At 69.6% G+C, this 15639-nt stretch carries 15 protein-coding genes and 1 riboswitch; of the genes, 6 read left to right on the top strand and 9 right to left on the bottom strand.

Annotated features, from left to right (window positions below):
- Positions 1 to 255: 255 nt before the first annotated feature.
- The 5 genes from D457_RS0121670 to thrC form a co-directional block, all read right to left on the bottom strand.
- Positions 256 to 1071 (bottom strand): ABC transporter permease, encoded by an 816-nt coding sequence (locus tag D457_RS0121670; RefSeq protein ID WP_017582775.1) that lies wholly within the window; start codon positions 1069 to 1071, stop codon positions 256 to 258.
- Positions 1068 to 2039: an ATP-binding cassette domain-containing protein gene (locus D457_RS0121675; RefSeq protein WP_017582776.1), complete on the bottom strand. Its 972-nt coding sequence runs from the start codon at positions 2037 to 2039 to the stop codon at positions 1068 to 1070. Before D457_RS0121675 ends, D457_RS0121670 begins: the two co-directional genes overlap by 4 nt.
- Before the next feature lie 97 nt (positions 2040 to 2136).
- On the bottom strand, positions 2137 to 2721 hold the full coding sequence (locus D457_RS0121680; protein WP_017582777.1) for a PadR family transcriptional regulator: 585 nt from the start codon (positions 2719 to 2721) through the stop codon (positions 2137 to 2139).
- 110 nt (positions 2722 to 2831) lie between these two features.
- A complete protein-coding gene (locus tag D457_RS0121685) occupies positions 2832 to 3110 on the bottom strand; it encodes a ubiquitin-like small modifier protein 1 (RefSeq protein ID WP_017582778.1) in 279 nt (92 codons plus the stop codon).
- A 61-nt stretch (positions 3111 to 3171) separates the two neighbouring features.
- On the bottom strand, positions 3172 to 4431 hold the full coding sequence (gene thrC / locus D457_RS0121690; protein WP_017582779.1) for a threonine synthase: 1260 nt from the start codon (positions 4429 to 4431) through the stop codon (positions 3172 to 3174).
- Positions 4432 to 4444: 13 nt separating this feature from the next.
- A riboswitch (SAM riboswitch) is annotated at positions 4445 to 4586 on the bottom strand.
- A 284-nt stretch (positions 4587 to 4870) separates the two neighbouring features.
- Here thrC and D457_RS0121695 point away from each other — a divergent pair.
- Entirely contained in the window at positions 4871 to 6307 is a 1437-nt protein-coding gene (locus tag D457_RS0121695) for an alpha,alpha-trehalose-phosphate synthase (UDP-forming) (protein ID WP_017582780.1), read from the top strand.
- Positions 6308 to 6447: 140 nt separating this feature from the next.
- On the opposite strand, the gene D457_RS0121700 is transcribed toward D457_RS0121695, so the two are convergent.
- Both D457_RS0121700 and D457_RS0121705 read right to left on the bottom strand, forming a co-directional pair.
- Positions 6448 to 7053 carry a GrpB family protein gene (locus D457_RS0121700; RefSeq protein ID WP_017582781.1) on the bottom strand — a complete coding sequence of 202 codons (606 nt, stop codon included), beginning with the start codon at positions 7051 to 7053 and terminating at the stop codon, positions 6448 to 6450.
- A gap of 408 nt (positions 7054 to 7461) precedes the next feature.
- Positions 7462 to 8637 carry a S8 family serine peptidase gene (locus D457_RS0121705; RefSeq protein ID WP_026116887.1) on the bottom strand — a complete coding sequence of 392 codons (1176 nt, stop codon included), beginning with the start codon at positions 8635 to 8637 and terminating at the stop codon, positions 7462 to 7464.
- A 230-nt stretch (positions 8638 to 8867) separates the two neighbouring features.
- On the opposite strand from D457_RS0121705, the gene D457_RS0121710 reads away from it, so the two are divergent.
- Complete coding sequence (locus D457_RS0121710; protein WP_017582782.1) at positions 8868 to 9152, top strand: DUF3263 domain-containing protein; 285 nt, start codon at positions 8868 to 8870, stop codon at positions 9150 to 9152.
- Positions 9153 to 9388: 236 nt separating this feature from the next.
- The gene (gene otsB / locus D457_RS0121715) at positions 9389 to 10240 is read left to right on the top strand and encodes a trehalose-phosphatase (RefSeq protein WP_017582783.1); all 852 of its coding nucleotides are present in this window, start codon (positions 9389 to 9391) and stop codon (positions 10238 to 10240) included.
- Here otsB and D457_RS0121720 read toward each other — a convergent pair.
- Positions 10203 to 11240, bottom strand: a complete 1038-nt coding sequence (locus D457_RS0121720; protein WP_017582784.1) for a serine hydrolase domain-containing protein — start codon at positions 11238 to 11240, stop codon at positions 10203 to 10205. The genes otsB and D457_RS0121720 overlap by 38 nt on opposite strands.
- 172 nt (positions 11241 to 11412) lie before the next feature.
- On the opposite strand from D457_RS0121720, the gene argJ reads away from it, so the two are divergent.
- Positions 11413 to 12573, top strand: coding sequence for a bifunctional glutamate N-acetyltransferase/amino-acid acetyltransferase ArgJ (gene argJ / locus D457_RS0121725; protein ID WP_017582785.1), 1161 nt, complete (start codon positions 11413 to 11415; stop codon positions 12571 to 12573).
- Positions 12574 to 12658: 85 nt separating this feature from the next.
- Here the strand turns inward: argJ and D457_RS0121730 are convergent, their stop codons facing one another.
- Positions 12659 to 14236, bottom strand: coding sequence for a DHA2 family efflux MFS transporter permease subunit (locus tag D457_RS0121730; protein WP_026116888.1), 1578 nt, complete (start codon positions 14234 to 14236; stop codon positions 12659 to 12661).
- A gap of 162 nt (positions 14237 to 14398) precedes the next feature.
- Here D457_RS0121730 and D457_RS0121735 point away from each other — a divergent pair, with 162 nt between their 5' ends.
- Positions 14399 to 15043, top strand: a complete 645-nt coding sequence (locus D457_RS0121735) for a TetR/AcrR family transcriptional regulator (protein ID WP_017582787.1) — start codon at positions 14399 to 14401, stop codon at positions 15041 to 15043.
- Positions 15044 to 15056: 13 nt separating this feature from the next.
- Positions 15057 to 15389, top strand: coding sequence for a glyoxalase superfamily protein (locus D457_RS0121740; protein WP_017582788.1), 333 nt, complete (start codon positions 15057 to 15059; stop codon positions 15387 to 15389).
- Positions 15390 to 15639 lie beyond the last annotated feature (250 nt).

Raw genomic sequence — 15639 nt, forward strand, 5'->3', positions numbered from 1 at the left:
GCTGCCGGAGGCCCGTGGTCTCGCAGCCTCGATCCGGTTAGCACTCGGCAATGGTGAGTGCTAACCACTTCCTTTTTTAGCACTCGCCCATGGAGAGTGCAAACGATGTGGTCACGATTTACACACCCCGGGGAACGCCTTCCACCTGCGCGAACATCCCGCCAAGTCATGATTTGAGCGTTCGGCGAACAGTAGGCGAACCCCGGGGTGACGTGCCCGGACGCTCCTCAGCCCCCTTCGGGTGGCCAGGACCGGTCAAGTACTCAGACGGCGCATGGAGCGCGCGGCCACCGCCAGTGCCAGCAGCGTCATCCCGACCGCCATCACCCAGCCGAGCAGGACCGTTCCGTCCCAGACCCCGCCGCCGAACAGCACGCGCGCGGCGTCCACCACGTGCGCGACCGGGTTGAACCGCGACAGCGTGTACAGCCAGCCCGGGGCCAACTCCATCGGCAGCAGCACACCCGAGAGCAGCATCAGCGGCATCATCACGGTCTGGATGATCGGCGCGAACACGTAGGTGTGCTTGGCGATCATCGCGGCCAGGTACGACAGCGTGGCCAGCCCGACCCCGAGCACGGCCAGCAGCGCGAAACCCGCGAGGGCCCCCGGCGCGGTGGTCCGGAAACCGAACGGCAGCACCAGCACGAGGATCAGCAGCATCTGCGCCAGAACGATCACCAGGTCGCGCAGAACCCAGCCGAGCAGCAGCGCCACCCGGCTGGCGGGGGTGGCCAGCATCCGCTCGTACGCCCCCGAGGCCATCTCCGGCAACAGCCCGAACCCGGCGAACCCGGCGGTGAACAGGGACAGCATCACGAACAGGCCGGGCACGAACCACTGCCACGGATTCTCTCCCTCGGCCCCGGCCAGCCCGGTGAGCAGCGGCGCGAACAGCACCAGGTACAGCAGCGGCTGGAGCATTCCGAAGACGATCATGAACGGCCGGTGCAGGACCGGGCGCATCTGCCGGGCGAACACGGTTCCGGTGTCGCGCAGCATCCCGGAGAGCCCTCCGGTGGTCCGCACGGAGGCGGCGGGGTCGGTTTCGCGGCGGTCGACGGCGGTCACTGGTCCTCCTCGCGCAGGCTGCGGCCGGTCAGGGTCAGGAACACGTCGTCCAGGGTGGGCCGCTGCACCTGGACGGTGCTCAGGTCGAGGTCGGTTGCGTCGAGCGCGCGGAGCAGCTCCGGCAGGACGGCGTCGCCGCGCGGCACCCGGAAACGCACCTCGTGGTCGATCCCGGCGCCGTCGAGGACCTCGACCCCGCCGTCGGGTGCGAGCCGTTCGGCCACCTCGGCGGCGCCCCTGGCCTGGACCTGATCGGCGAAGGTGAGGCTGACCAGGTCTCCGGAGACCCGGCCCTTGAGTTCGTCGGGGGTGCCGTCGGTGATCAGCAGACCGTGGTCGATGACCAGAACCCGCTCGGCGGCGGAGTCGGCCTCGTCCAGGTAGTGGGTGGTGAGTACGACCGTCGTCCCGAACTCCGCCCGCAACCGTGCGACGTGCTCCCACAGGTTGGCCCGGCTGTGCGGGTCCAGGCCCGCGGAGGGCTCGTCGAGGAAGAGCAGTCCGGGTCGGTGGACCAGTCCCATGGCGATGTCGAGCCTGCGCTGCTGCCCCCCGGAGAGCGTGCTGACCTCGCGTCCGGCGGCGGACGCGAGGTCGAGCATTTCCAGCAGGTCGTCACCGCGGCGACGCGCGGTGCGCCTGTCCAGCCCGTAGAGGAGGCCCTGGGTGTAGAGCTCGTCGCGGACCCGCTGATCCTCCCCGGCTCCGTGCCCCTGCCCGACGAACCCGATCCGGCGCCGCACCTCGGCGGGTTCGGTGCGCACGTCGCGCCCGGCGACGGCGGCCGTCCCGGATGTGGGATCGAGGAGGGTGGTGAGCATGCGCAGGGTGGTGGATTTTCCAGCGCCGTTGGGTCCGAGCAGCGCGACCTGTTCTCCCTCGGACACGTCGATGTCGACACCGCGCACGGCCTCGACGGTCTCCTTGCCGACCCGGAAGTGCCGGGTCAGCTCTCGTGTGTGGATCATCGACCCCTCCGTATTAAAACTTGAATACAGGGACCAGGGTGCACCACCGCACGGAGATATTCAAGTTTTAATACATGGCTGAGGGCCAGACCGGGAGTCAGACCGGAGGCAGACCGAAGGCTTGAGGGCTGTCATCGGCCATGACGTACTCCCCCGTCTCCAAGGAGGCGATCAGCTGCCGGGTCCAGTCGGCACCGGCGTCGACCGTGTAGTGCCACAGCCGGAAGAGCTCGCGCACGTGGGCGGGTTTGCCCCACTCCGCTTCGGTGGCGTCGATCGCCGACACGACCTCGGCGTCGCTCTTCTCCAGGACGGCGAGCCGCTCCTTCAGGAGTTCGATCACCTCGGCGCGCGGCAGGCAGGGCATGAGGGTGACCCCCGCGCACAACAGCGCGTGGTCGTCACCGCCGTGGCTCAGAGCGCCGCGCAACAGACGGAGGAAGTCGGCCTCCCCCTCATCGGTGATCTCGTAGGAGGTACGTTCGGTGACCTCCCCCTCGGCCACGAACTCACGGAGTTTCCCCTGTTCGGAGAGCTTGCGCAGCGCGTGGTAGATCGAGCCCCACTTCACGTTGGCCCACTCCTCGGCGCCCCAGTCCATGAGCTCACGACCTACCCGGTACCCGTGCGCCTGCCCGTGGACGCGCACCACTCCGAGCACCAACAACCGCGTCGCCGACATCGCCACCCTCGTCCCGGAAGAATCTCCCTCCCAGGTTACGAGGCCCGTGGGCAGCGCGAGGGGCGGGCACCGACGGCACCCGCCCCTCAGGGTTCACATCAGCGGCCCGATCAGCAGCCCCCGGCCACGGCGGGGATGATCGAGATCTGCTGGCCGTCCTTGACCTCGGTCTGCAGACCCTTCTCGAAGCGGACGTCCTCGTCGCCGATGTAGACGTTCACGAAGCGGCGGACCTTGCCGTTGTCGTCGAGGATGCGGGCCCGGATACCCGGGTGGTTGGCCTCGAGGTCGTCGAGGACCTCGGCAAGGGTGGCCCCCTCGGCGGTGACCTCGGAGGCGTCGTTGGTGTAGGTGCGCAGGATGGTGGGCACGCGGACGCTGGCGCTCATGGTGTTCGTGTCTCCTGGGATGTGGCTGCGGCGAGTGGCTGTGGGAAGAACGCGGGCAGGCTCAGACCAGGCCCTCGGCCTTGAAGGCGGCCAGGGACGGCTTGATCGTGGCGGTCACACCCGAGTCGACGGCGTTGAGGGTCTTGAGCCCGTCACCGGTGTTGACGATGACCGTCTCGGCCTCGGGGTCGAGCTTGCCCTCGCGGACCAGCTTGCGCAGGACGCCGGTGGTCACCCCGCCCGCGGTCTCGGCGAAGATGCCCTCGGTGCGGGCCAGCAGCTTGATGGCGTCGACGATCTCGTCGTCGCCCACGTGCTCGACCGAGCCGCCGGTGCGGGTGGCGATGTCCAGCACGTACGGGCCGTCCGCCGGGTTGCCGATAGCCAGGGACTTGGCGATGGTGTCCGGCTTGACCGGCTGGATCACGTCATGGCCGTTCTCCCAGGCCTTGGCGACCGGGGAGCAGCCGGTGGCCTGCGCGCCGAACACCTTGTAGGGGCGGTCCTCGACCAGACCGACCTTGATGAGCTCCTGGAAGCCCTTGTCGATCTTGGTGAGCTGGGAGCCGGAGGCGATCGGGATGACGATCTGCTCGGGCAGGCGCCAGCCGAGCTGCTCGGCGATCTCGTAGGCCAGCGTCTTGGAGCCCTCGGCGTAGTAGGGCCGCAGGTTGACGTTGGTGAAGCCCCAGCTCTCGCCGGCCTCGTCCCCGATGAGCTCGGAGCAGAAGCGGTTGACGTCGTCGTAGTTGCCGTCGATGGCGACGACCTTGCCGCCGTACACGGCGGCCATGACGACCTTGCCCTCCTCCAACCCGGCCGGGATGAACACGCACGAGTCGAACCCGGCCCGCGCGGCGGCCGCGCCCACCGCACCGGCGAGGTTCCCGGTGGAGGAGCAGGACAGGGTGGTGAAGCCGAAGGTACGGGCGGCCTCGACGGCGATCGCGACCACGCGGTCCTTGAAGGAGTGCGTGGGGTTGGCCGAGTCGTCCTTGACGTGCAGGGACTTCAGGCCGAGTTCGGCGGCGAGGCGGTCGGCCCTGACCAGCGGGGTCAGGCCCGGGTTCATGTTCGGCAGGTCGGCCACGTTGGTGGGGACCGGCAGGAGGGAGCGGTAGCGCCAGATGTTCTTGGGGCCGCTCTCGATCTCCTCGCGGGTCACGTCGCCGAAGTCGTAAGCGACCTCGAGGGGGCCGAAACAGAACTGGCAGGCGAAGATCGGTGAGAGTTCGTAGCGCTCGCCGCACTCGCGACAGGAGAGGGCGGTTCCGGGACCGAAGGCGCGGACAGCGGTGGGTTCAGTGGCGGTAATCGCCATAGCGAGGCGTCTCCCCTCATCTTCCCTGGTGGCCACCTTGACCCCAGGCCGGAGTTGGCACCTGCCTCGACGGGTTCGCGGTGATCGCGATTCCACATGTCGAGATGGTTGCCGGGGCTTCGCAGGGCCGGTCCCTCCACCCCTCTGGATGAGCAATATGAAGTTGTCGCGTGCCCGCTTGGGGCCCGCACCGTCACTGTAACGGACGTGTTGACCGGTTTTCCACGCTGGGTGACCTGGATTACACAAAACCGCTCAAATAATGAGACACCGTGAGACAGCACAGGTCGAAGCGGGCCCCGATGCACGTGCAGTGTTTCGCTGGTGTGACGGTCTCCACGGCTGACCTCGCGAGGGTTTGGGACCGCCTCCCGAAGGCGAGACCTAGGAGAAGTGCGTAACCCCCTCCCATCCTTGCTCTTCTCGAGAGGACGACCACGTGGACAAGGCTCAGATCCTCATCGCCTCCAACAGGGGCCCGGTCTCCTTCTCCACCGCCGACGACGGCTCCCTGGCGCACCGCCGCGGCGGTGGCGGCCTGGTGTCGGGGATGATCTCCGTCGCCACCGAGATCGACAGCCTCTGGGTGTGCGCCGCCCTGTCCGACGCCGACCGGCGGGCGGCCGCCGAGGCGCCCGGAGCCCGGCTGGACAGCGCCCACGACCTCGACGGCATGCGTGTCCACATGTTGGACATCCCTGAGACGACTTTCGCGGGTGCCTACACCGGGGTGGCCAACTCGACCCTGTGGTTCGTGCAGCACATGATGTACGACACCCCGAACAAGCCCTCCTTCGGCTCGGAGTTCCACGGGCTCTGGGAGGACTACACCGCCTACAACAACGCCTTCGCCGAGGCCATCGTGGGCGGGGCCGCCGACAACGCCCGGGTGGCCGTGCAGGACTACCACCTGGCTCTGGTGCCGCGCATCCTGCGGGCCCGCCGCCCCGACCTGCGGATCGCGCACTTCTCGCACACCCCGTGGGCGCCGCCGGAGTACTTCCGGATGCTGCCCACCCAGGTGGCCCGGGAGCTGTTGGAGGGCATGCTCGGCGCGGACCGGCTGGGCTTCCTGAGCCCGCGCTGGGCCGACGCCTTCCTGCGCTGCTGCGCGGAGATCCTGCGCGCCGACGTCGACCTCGAACGCCGCACCGTGGAACACGGGGGCCGGATCGTCGAGGTGGGCATCCACGCCCTGGGCGCGGACGAGGACGACCTCCGGGAGAGCGCCTCGGAGCCCGCCGTGGCCGAGCGCAGGAGCACGCTGCGCGAGGTGGTGGGCGACACCAAGCTGATCGTCCGGGTGGACCGCACCGAGCTTTCCAAGAACATCGTGCGCGGTCTGGAGGCGTACCGGGAACTGCTGTGGGCGCATCCGGAGTGGCGGGGGCGGGTCACCCACCTGGCGTTCGCCTACCCGAGCCGGGGCGACGTGCCCGAGTACCGGGAGTACACGGAGTCGGTGCTGCGGACCGCCAAGGAGATCAACGAGGAGTTCTCGACCCCCGAGTGGACGCCGCTGGTCCTGGAGGTCAACGACGACTACCCGCGCTCGCTGGCCTCGTTCCAGATGGCGGACGTGCTGCTGGTCAACCCCATCCGGGACGGGATGAACCTGGTCGCCAAGGAGGGCCCGGTGCTCTCCGAGCACGACTCCGTGCTGGTGCTCTCCCGCGAGGCGGGCGCCGCCGACGAGCTGGGTGAGGACGCGCTGCTGGTCAACCCCTACGACACCGTGGAGACCGCGGAGGCGCTGCACCAGGCGCTGTCGATGCCCGAGCCGGAGCGCCGCAAGCGTCGGGAGCGGTTGGCGGAGGCGGCGGTGGCGCTGCCGCCGCGCCGCTGGTTCCAGGACCAGCTGCGTTCGCTGGGTTAGCGCCCGGGAAGGCGGCTCAGGAAGACAGCTCAGAAAAGGCAGGGGCCCGGGTCAGGGGTGGCTGGACCCAGGCGTGACGCGGGGGCGTGTCCGGTGGCGGACACGCCCTCTCGCCGCGTCCCTCATCGGAAGGTCCCGGGTCAGCTGTCCTCGGTGCCCTTCCTGCGCCAGACCTCCGCTTCGGCGAGGAGGTCCCTGACGATGCCGGTCTTGGCGTCGGCGTAGTCCTGGATCTTCTCCCAGGTGCGTTCGGACAGCTCGCGTTTGACCGCTGTGTAGCGCTCCCTGGCCCCCGCGTCCGCGGTGAGGTAGTCGCGGAACAACAGCATGCGGTCGATCTCCTCGCACCCCTGGCCGAACACGTGCAGGTTGAGGTTGATGCTGGGCCCCTTGAGGACCCGGTGCTCGTACCAGTCGGGCTCCCGGATGACCAGGGAGTACCCGGCCTTCTCGAGGTCGGTCAGGTAGGCGGGTTCGTCCGCGGGGTCGGCGACAACCAGGAGCAGGTCGACGCAGGGTTTGGCGGGCAGGCCGGGCACCGAGGTGGAGCCGACGTGGTCCAGGGCCAGGACCCGGTCGCCGAGGGCGCCGCGGATCCGGCCGTCCTCCTGACGGAACAGGTAGGGCCACTTGGGATCGGGCTCGGAGATGTGCACGCGTCCGTTGACCAGGTTGCGTGACTGGGGGCCGGGTCCGACCCGCTTTTCTCCTCGCGAGGGCAGAGAGGGTGTTTCGAGGGACGACATTCCATAAAGCCTTGTCGCCCGGAGTGCCCTCGTCAAGACCCACGGCGTGCCTTACATATGCACGCGCACATCCGCCATGACACCCCGTTGACCAGGGGTGACAGTGCGCGACAGCCAGTGGTCGGCCCGGCCGCGGCCAGGTCTTCGGCCCGGCCCCGCAAACCGGGAGAAGGCGTTGTCCACAGGCGGGAAGACCGCCCTGGCTCCGTCTTCCCCAGCGGCCTGATGTCGGCATCGGGGGAGCTTCCGTTCCCGCCCGCCTCCGGCTCGCCTCCTGCTGCCCGCAACCCCCATGGCAGCCCCGCCCACGCAGGAGCGCGCCCGGCCTGGGCAGGCTCGGGCGCGCCACGGGATCGGTTCGGTGCCCGGATCGGTGCCTGGTCCGGTCCGATCCTTCTCCTTCTCGCGTTACTTCTTGCGGCGGCGGCCGCCCTTCTTGCGCCGCGAAGGACGCTCCTCGGCCTCGGCCTTGGCCTGTTCGGCGCGCTCGGCCGCCAGCTGCTCCTCTTCCTCACGGCGCTCGGCCGCCACGCCGTAGGGGTCCTTGGTGGTCCGGCGCACCCACAGCACCAGCACGAGCACGATGATCACCAGCACCACGCCCACCAGCGCGAACCAGATCCACACCGGGACGTTCGGGGAGTCCTCCTCCACCAGGTCCTCGTCGATCAACGGGATGTCCTGCGCCTCGCCCGAAGCCTGGGCGACGGCGGAGGGCAGGTGCAGGGACGGCAGCCCCTCGGCCCCCTGCTGGGAGCCCTGGAGCAGGGCGCTCCGGATCTGTTCCGGGTCGAGCTGCGGGTACTCGGCGCTCAGAATCGCGGCCGCCCCCGCGGCCACCGCGGCCGCGTAGGGGGTCCCGGTCACCTGGATCTGGCTCTGGTCCTCGCCCGCCGTGTACAGGTCGGCGCCGGGTGCGAGGAGGTCGATCGACGAAGCCTCGGGCGAGTCCGGGATGAGCTCCCCGTCCTCGTCCGTGCCGCCCACCGCGAGGACGTTGAGGTCCTCCTCACCGCCGGCCGGGGCGACGACCACGGTCCCGCTGCGCGCGGCCGAAGCGGTGGCTTCCAACTGATCCTCGTCGTCGGCGGCCTCGTCCGGCAGCAGGACGACCTGGGCGCCCGCGTCCACCGCGTATTCGATGGCCCCGGCGAGGTCGTCGTCACCCGGCAGGACCAGCAGCTTGGCGAGCGGAACGACGCCCAGGACCCCGCCGTCCGCGTCCATGCCGTGGCCGTGTCCGGCAACCAGCGCACCGGCGGCTGTGCCCTGCTCGGTGTCGTTGCCGTTCCCGCCGAACTCGGTGTCGACCTCGACGTTGTCGCGCAGGTCAGGGTGGTTCTCGTCGATGTCGACCCCGAGCAGGGCCACGGTGATGCCTTGGCCCTGGGTCGATTCCCAGGCCTCCTGCGCGCCGATGGATTCCAGGGCCCACTGCTCTGGCCGGAAGTCGGGGATGTCCTCCTGGTCGGCGACGGCTGGAACCGCCGTCAGCCCCAGTACGGTGAGCGCCGCGCAGGCCCCCGCCGCGACGCCCAGCACGTGGCGTTTGTGTCTCCTGTTACGGCTGTTGCCCCCGAGCACGTCAGGCTCCCTCGAACGTTGCGGTCAGCGCTGCACCGGGCCCTCCCCGGACTCTGGCGATTCTTTCACGAGCACAGGATCCAGGCTTGGACAAGTAGCTTGAGGGGTAGGAAAGGTAACTGTATCCCCGGTGCCAGTCCTGGATTTTCCGCTCCTCATCCGGCATGTCGAGTCGCTAGCATGAGTCGCGCCGATCCGGACAAACCAATGACCCGTCCAGGGGGTGTCCCATGCCGAATATCGGTCCGTCCGAAGACGGTCAGTCGGCCCTCGCCGAACGCGAACAGCGCATCCTCGCCTTCGAACGCCAGTGGTGGAAGTTCGAGGGTTCCAAGGAACAGGCGATCCGTGACGAGTTCGGGTTCTCCGCGACCCGTTACTACCAACTACTCAACGGCCTGGTCGAGCGTCCCGAGGCGCTCGCCTTCGATCCCATGACCGTCAAACGTCTGCGCCGCCTGCGCGCCGACCGCCGACGCCAACGCAACGCGCGCCAGCTGGGCATTCACCTCTGACCCGCGTTCTGCGAACCGTATTCCCCGAACCGCGTTCCCCGCCCCTGGACCAGTTGCGGCATCAGGTGCGACCGCCGGTGTGACAGCAGGTGTGACAGCAGGGAAGACCCCCGGACACACCCGCCCCGCACCGCCCCGCACCTTTCCGGCGCCGCGCGTGCGTCTTCCGGCCGGACCCGCACGCGCGGCCTACCTACCGACAGCAGCTTTCCCACCGACTGCGACAAGGTCCTCGCATGCCCTCGCCCCAAGCCCACGGCCTGCCCGAACCGACCACCCGGGCCGGCCGCGCCGCGCTCGAAGCACTGCTCACCGACCCCGCCAAGGCGCTGACCGCCTTCGACTTCGACGGCACCCTGGCGCCCATCGTCGCCGACCCGCTCACCTCCGCCCCTCATCCGGGGATCGTGGCCGCGCTGGCCGAGCTCTCGACCCTGGTGGGCACCGTCTCGGTGATCACCGGTCGGGCCGCGGCCACCGCGGTGCGCCTCGGCGGGCTGGACCGGGTACCCGGCATCATCGTGCTCGGCCACTACGGTGCCGAGCGCTGGGCCGAGGGCCGGGTGATCGCCGCCGATCCACCGCCCGGCGTGGCCCTGGTCCGGGCCGAGCTCCCCGCTCTGGTGGACGCCTCGGGCGCGCCGGAGGGCACGTGGATCGAGGACAAAGGGCGTTCGCTGGCCGTGCACACGCGCCGGGCGGACGACCCCGACCGCGCGTTGGAACTGCTGGCCGCTCCCCTGGCGGAGCTGGCGCAGCGCGCCGATCTGCAGCTGGAGCCCGGTCGGATGGTGATCGAACTCCGTCCACAGGGTGTGGACAAGGGCGCCGCCCTCACCTCCCTGGTGGAAGAGAGGGCGGCCCAGCGCGTCCTCTACGCCGGTGACGACCTGGGCGACCTGCCCGCCTTCGCGGCGGTGGCCGCGCTGCGCGGTCGGGGCGTCCCCGGTCTGACGGTGTGCTCATCCTCCGACGAGGTGACCGAGGTCGCCGACGCCGCGGACCTGGTCGTCCCCGGCCCCGCCGGGCTGGCCGAACTGATCGGCCGGCTCACGGAGAGGATTCGTGTTCGTGGGCCTGGGGCGTGAGCGCCGAACGCGCCGCCGAGCGCAGGTCCACCAGGCCGGTGCGGTCGCGCCCGTAGTGCACGGCGTTGGTGAGCACACCCACGTACCGACCGCTCTCCGGGTGCATGAACAGGCTCGTCCCGGTGAACCCGTTGTGGTAGACCACGCCCTCCGGGGTGACCAGCCAGGCCAGCCCTCTCGACAGCCGCCCGCCCGCGTCCACCTGCGGTGACCAGCTCTCCCGCACGAACGACCCCGGGATGATCCCGGCACCGCCGTCGTGCAGGCGCAGCATCTCCCGGGCGTAGGCGCCGAGGTCGATGGCGGTGCTGAACACCCCGGCGTGTCCGGCCACACCGCCCATCAGCGCGGCCGCCTCGTCGTGCACCACACCCCAGGAGGGCCCGGCGCCGACCAGCCGCCGCTCGGTCGGCGCCACGCTGGGCGACCTCGCCAGCGGACCGTAGGTGGTGGAACGCATGCCCAGCTCGGCCCAGAGGTCGTCGGCCAGCCGGTCCAGGGTGCTGCCGTACAGCCGTTCCAGGAGCAGGCCCAGCAGGATGAACCCGCGGTCGATGTACTGGTAGCCGGGCTCCTCCAGCGGGTCGGCCAGGATCGCCTCGGCCAGGTCCTGGTCCGTGCCCACGTACCGCTCCATCCAGGTCACCTGGTTGAGGCGGCTCGTGTGCGTGAGGATCTGCCGGGTCGTCACCCAGGCCCCGGGAAGGTCCTCACCCGGAAAGTATTCGGACATCGGGGCGTTCAGGTCCAGAACCCCTTCGGCGACCGCGCGCCCGACCAGCGGCCAGGTCGCCATCACCTTGGTCAGGCTCGCCACGTCGTAGGACACGTCCGGGGCCGTGTCGTGCTCGTCGTCGATCCGCCCCACCGCGACGAACTCCCACATGCCGCCGGTACCGACCACCGCGGCCCCGCCCGGCAGCCAGTCCGCGTCCACCATCACCTTCAGGACTCCGCGGATCCGCGCTCCCGTCTCCGTGAGCCAGTCACCATCACGCACAACACGCCTCCCCCCGAGCGGTCTCCCCCTTCTCGGCGGATACCCCGTTCGCTCGGGCTTGTCACACCCGCGCCGTCTCCGAACAGTACGAAACCCCCGCAGGCCGTGGCCGTAACCAGGGGCGTCGGGCGTGGCGAAGTAGGCTGGCGCCCACGAAGTTCCGAGGAGGACGATGAGCAACAAGACCCCCGTTCCCGCCGGTTTCGTCGGCGTGGCCGGCAACATCGGGATCAAGGACCCCCAGGACGACTTCTTCGCGGTGGTCTCCCAGGCCCCCGCGGTGGTCTCCGCCGTGTTCACCCTGTCCCGGTTCGCCGGGCCCAGCGTCCGCCTCAGCCGGGAGGCCGCCGCCGACGGGCACGCGCGCGGTGTCACGGTGATCGCCCGCAACGCCAACGTGGCGACCGGCCAGATCGGCACCGCCGACGCCCGCGAGGTCCAGGAGGGCGTGGCCCGCGCCGCCGGGGTCGACCCCGACGACATCCTGATCGCCTCCACCGGGGTCATCGGCCGCCCCTACCCGATGGACAAGGTCCGCTCCTACCTGGCGGACCTTCCGGCCGAGTTCCCCCCGGCCGACCTGGACCGCTCCGCCGCGGCCATGATGACCACGGACACCCACCCCAAGATCGCCACCGCGAAGGTGGGCGGGGCGACCCTCACCGGCATCGCCAAGGGCGTCGGCATGATCGAGCCGAACATGGCGACCATGCTGACCTGGTTCTTCACCGACGCCGAGCTGGAGCAACCGGTCCTGGACGAGGTGTTCCGCCGGGTGGTGGACCGGACCTTCAACGCCCTGAGCATCGACACCGACACCTCCACCAGCGACTCCGCGGCGATCCTCGCCAACGGCCTGGCCGGGCCGGTCGACGTCAGCGAGTTCGAGGTCGCGCTGCATGAGGTGGCGCTCAAGCTGGTCCGGATGATCGCCTCCGACGGCGAGGGCGCGGGCAAGCTCATCGAGGTGCGGGTGACCGGGGCGCGCGACGACGCCCAGGCCAAGCGGATCGGTAAGGCCGTGGTGAACTCGCCTCTGGTCAAGACCGCCGTGCACGGCGCCGACCCGAACTGGGGCCGGGTGGCGATGGCGGTGGGCAAGTGCTCGGACGAGACCGACGTGTTCCCGGAGAACGTGCGGATCGTGTTCGGTGACGTGGAGACCTTCCCGACCGAGGCGACCGACGAGACCCTGGAGCGCGCCGCCCAGCACATGAAGGGCGACGAGGTGGTGATCAGCGTCGACCTGGGCATCGCCGACGGTGAGTTCACGGTCTACGGCTGCGACCTGACCGAGGGCTACATCAGGATCAACGCCGACTACACGACCTGAGTTCTGACTATGCATGCCTGAAGGCCCTGGTGGGCGTACCACCAGGGCCTTCGTGTGTTCCTGCCCCGGGTTAGAGGTGCACAGGTCAGACGTGCACGGCGGGGCCGTCGGTCATCCGCCCCGACTTCATGAACAGGGACAGTCCGGCCGCCACCAGCATCACCGCGGCGGCGATCCCGAAGGCCAGCTGCAGGCCGTCCAGGAAGGCGAGGTTGCTCGCCTGGGTGACCGCGGCGGTCATCCCCGCGTCGGCGCCCTCGGGCAGGACCGCCCCGCCCTGGGCGACGGTGCCCTGCATGGAGGACAGCTCTCCGGCGGAGGGTTCGGCCAGACCGGCGGCCGCGTAGTGGGCGGGCAGGGTGGAGATGATGGTCGCGGACATGACCGCGCCCAGCACCGCCGTACCCAGCGAACCGCCGAGCTGCATGGCGGCCTGCTGGACCGCCGAAGCGACCCCGGCGAAGCGCACCGGGGCGTTGCCGATAATCGCGGCGGTGGCGCCGGTCATCACCAGGCTCAGGCCCACGCCCAGCAGCACGAACGCCGCCGAGATGTACACGACGCCGGTGTCCGCCGCCAGCCGGGACAGCAGGAACATACCGGCGGAGGCGGACAGCAGTCCGATGGTGGTGGGGAGCTTCGCGCCGACCCGGTCCAGGACGCGTCCGGCGATCGGTGAGGTGATCGCCATCATCGCGGTCATGGAGATGAGCTGGAGCCCGGTCTGGGCGGGGCTCATCCCGCGCACGCCCTGGAGGTAGAAGGTGATGAAGAACAGCGAGCCCATCAGGCCCAGGGCCATCGCCACCGTCAGCACCACACCGATGGACACCGACGGGTGCGCGAACAGGCCGAGCGGGATGAGCGGCTGTTCGGGCTTGCGCTCCCACAGCACGAAGGCGACGCCGAAGAGCACCGCGGCGCTGAGGGAGACCAGGGTGACGGGGTGGGCCCAACCGATGCTCGGCGCTTCGACGAGCGCCCACACCAGCGCGAAGATCGCGACGCTGATCAGCACGATGCCGGGCAGGTCCATGCGGCTTCCGGCATCGGTGGGACGGTTGGCGGCGATCAGCCACAGTGCCAGGCCCAGCGCGACGGCGCCGACCGGGACGTTGATGTAGAACACGGCCTCCCAGCTGAACGCGCCCACGAGAACCCCACCAAGGATCGGGCCGCCCGCCGTGGCCGCGCCGATCAGGCTGCCGAAGACGCCGAAGGCCCGGCCCAGCTTGCTGGGAGGGAAGCTGGCGCGCAGCAGGCCCATGGCGGAGGGGAGCAGCAGTGCTCCGAAAACCCCTTGGACGATCCGGAAGGCGATGAGCATGATGACACCGGACGACAGCGCGATCGCCACCGAGGAGAGTACGAAACCGACCACGCCCACCAGGTAGGTGTTCCGGTAGCCGAAGCGGTCGCCGAGCTTGCCCGCCGTGATCAGGAAGACCGCGAGTCCGAGCAGGTAGCCGTGGGTGACCCACTGGAGTTCGGCCAGCGAGGCGCCGAGGCTGGCGCCGATCGCGGGGTTGGCTACGGCGACGATGGTGCCGTCGAGGGCGACCATCATGACGCCGAAGGCGATGGCGACGAGCGTGGCCCAGGGGCTCTCGGTGAAGCGCACACGCCCCTGATCGGGTGGTGCCGCTGCGGTTTGCGTGGTCATGGTGCCCCCGGGTGCTCGTTACCTTCCCGGCGAGATTATGTCAGCCACTGACACTTTGCAATCTCTGCTTTTTGTCAGTGACTGGCATCACTGTGGCTCGCATGTATCCTCCAGGAGAAGAGCGTGCGAACGAACGGCATGCGGGATCGGGGAGGCACGTCCATGAGCACGACGAGCCCCGAAGGCGTCGGTCTGCGTGAGCGGAAGAAGGCCGAACTGCGCAGAACCCTCATCGAGTCCGGGCTGCGCCTGTTCCACGAGAAGGGCTACGAAGCGACCACCACCGAGGAGATCGCGGCCTGCGCCGGGGTCTCCCAGCGGACGTTCTTCCGGTACTTCGCCTCCAAGGAGGACGTGGTGCTGGACGCGGTCGAGGGGGTCGACGAGGTCCTCTGCGCGGCCCTGCGGGACCGCCCCTCCGACGAGCACCCGTTCCAGGCCCTGCGCAACGCGATGCGCGACCACTGGGCGATCCTGGAGCGCGAGAACCTGCACCTACAAGGCAGCGCCGGAAACTTCATCTCGCAGAGCCCCGAGCTCTTCGAGGCCAACATGCGCTACTGCCACCGCCGCCAGGCCAAACTGGCCGAGGTCATCGGTGAACGCACCGGCGTGGACCCGGACGTCGACCACCGTCCCGCCCTCGTTGCGACGATCTTCTTCGCCGCCCTCAACAACGGCTTCCAGGCCTGGTCCGCCTCGGGTTGCACCGACAACACCGACGGCCTGCTGCGCGCGTTCCTGGAACACCTCGACCTGGTCCCCGAAGCCGTCTGCGAGACCTGGTCGGCCCCGGACCAGGCGTGATACTCAGGACCCCATGAGCGAACAAGCGATCCCGATCCTGCGCGTGACCGACGCCCAAGCCGCCGTCCGCTGGTACCAACGGCTGGGTTTCACCCAGGTGTGGGAGCACCGCTTCGAGCCCGGCCTCCCCGCCTTCGTCGAGATCACCCGGGGCCCGGTGTCCCTCTTCCTGTCCGAACACACGGGCGACGCCCGCCCGGACACCCTGGTCTACCTGCGAGTGCGCGATGTGGACACCATCGCCACCGAGTTCGGCACCACTGTCGAAGAGGCCCCCTGGGCCCGCGAGATCGAACTCCAGGACCCCGACGGCAACCGCCTCCGCATTGGCACCCCGATCCCCTGAACGGCCGGGGCCCGCTCCCCCTGAGTTCCTGACCAACTGAGCCCTCACAAAGGAGCCCTCACCAAGGAGGCCTCACCAAGGAGGCCTCTGGCTGTGTTGCTGCTGAGCTCTCTGTTCTGTGCGGGTTCCCCCGTTTCCCGCCGCGTGAGTGTGGCCGTCTTCGCTGCGCGCGTCAAGGTCGTCGCCGTCGCGGCTTCGCCGAACAATGCCGTTTAGTTAGCGCTTCAGGCCAGATGTCAAGCCTGTAACA

This window comes from Nocardiopsis valliformis DSM 45023 (assembly GCF_000340985.1).
GTDB lineage: Bacteria > Actinomycetota > Actinomycetes > Streptosporangiales > Streptosporangiaceae > Nocardiopsis > Nocardiopsis exhalans.

Coding starts and splice junctions, on each gene's coding strand:
- D457_RS0121735 (WP_017582787.1), top strand. CDS start 14,399: ATGAGCACGACGAGCCCCGAAGGCGTCGGTCTGCGTGAGCGGAAGAAG.
- D457_RS0121740 (WP_017582788.1), top strand. CDS start 15,057: ATGAGCGAACAAGCGATCCCGATCCTGCGCGTGACCGACGCCCAAGCC.
- D457_RS0121730 (WP_026116888.1), bottom strand. CDS start 14,236: ATGACCACGCAAACCGCAGCGGCACCACCCGATCAGGGGCGTGTGCGC.
- D457_RS0121685 (WP_017582778.1), bottom strand. CDS start 3,110: ATGAGCGCCAGCGTCCGCGTGCCCACCATCCTGCGCACCTACACCAAC.
- D457_RS0121710 (WP_017582782.1), top strand. CDS start 8,868: ATGCCGAATATCGGTCCGTCCGAAGACGGTCAGTCGGCCCTCGCCGAA.
- D457_RS0121680 (WP_017582777.1), bottom strand. CDS start 2,721: ATGTCGGCGACGCGGTTGTTGGTGCTCGGAGTGGTGCGCGTCCACGGG.
- argJ (WP_017582785.1), top strand. CDS start 11,413: ATGAGCAACAAGACCCCCGTTCCCGCCGGTTTCGTCGGCGTGGCCGGC.
- D457_RS0121700 (WP_017582781.1), bottom strand. CDS start 7,053: ATGTCGTCCCTCGAAACACCCTCTCTGCCCTCGCGAGGAGAAAAGCGG.
- D457_RS0121675 (WP_017582776.1), bottom strand. CDS start 2,039: ATGATCCACACACGAGAGCTGACCCGGCACTTCCGGGTCGGCAAGGAG.
- otsB (WP_017582783.1), top strand. CDS start 9,389: ATGCCCTCGCCCCAAGCCCACGGCCTGCCCGAACCGACCACCCGGGCC.
- thrC (WP_017582779.1), bottom strand. CDS start 4,431: ATGGCGATTACCGCCACTGAACCCACCGCTGTCCGCGCCTTCGGTCCC.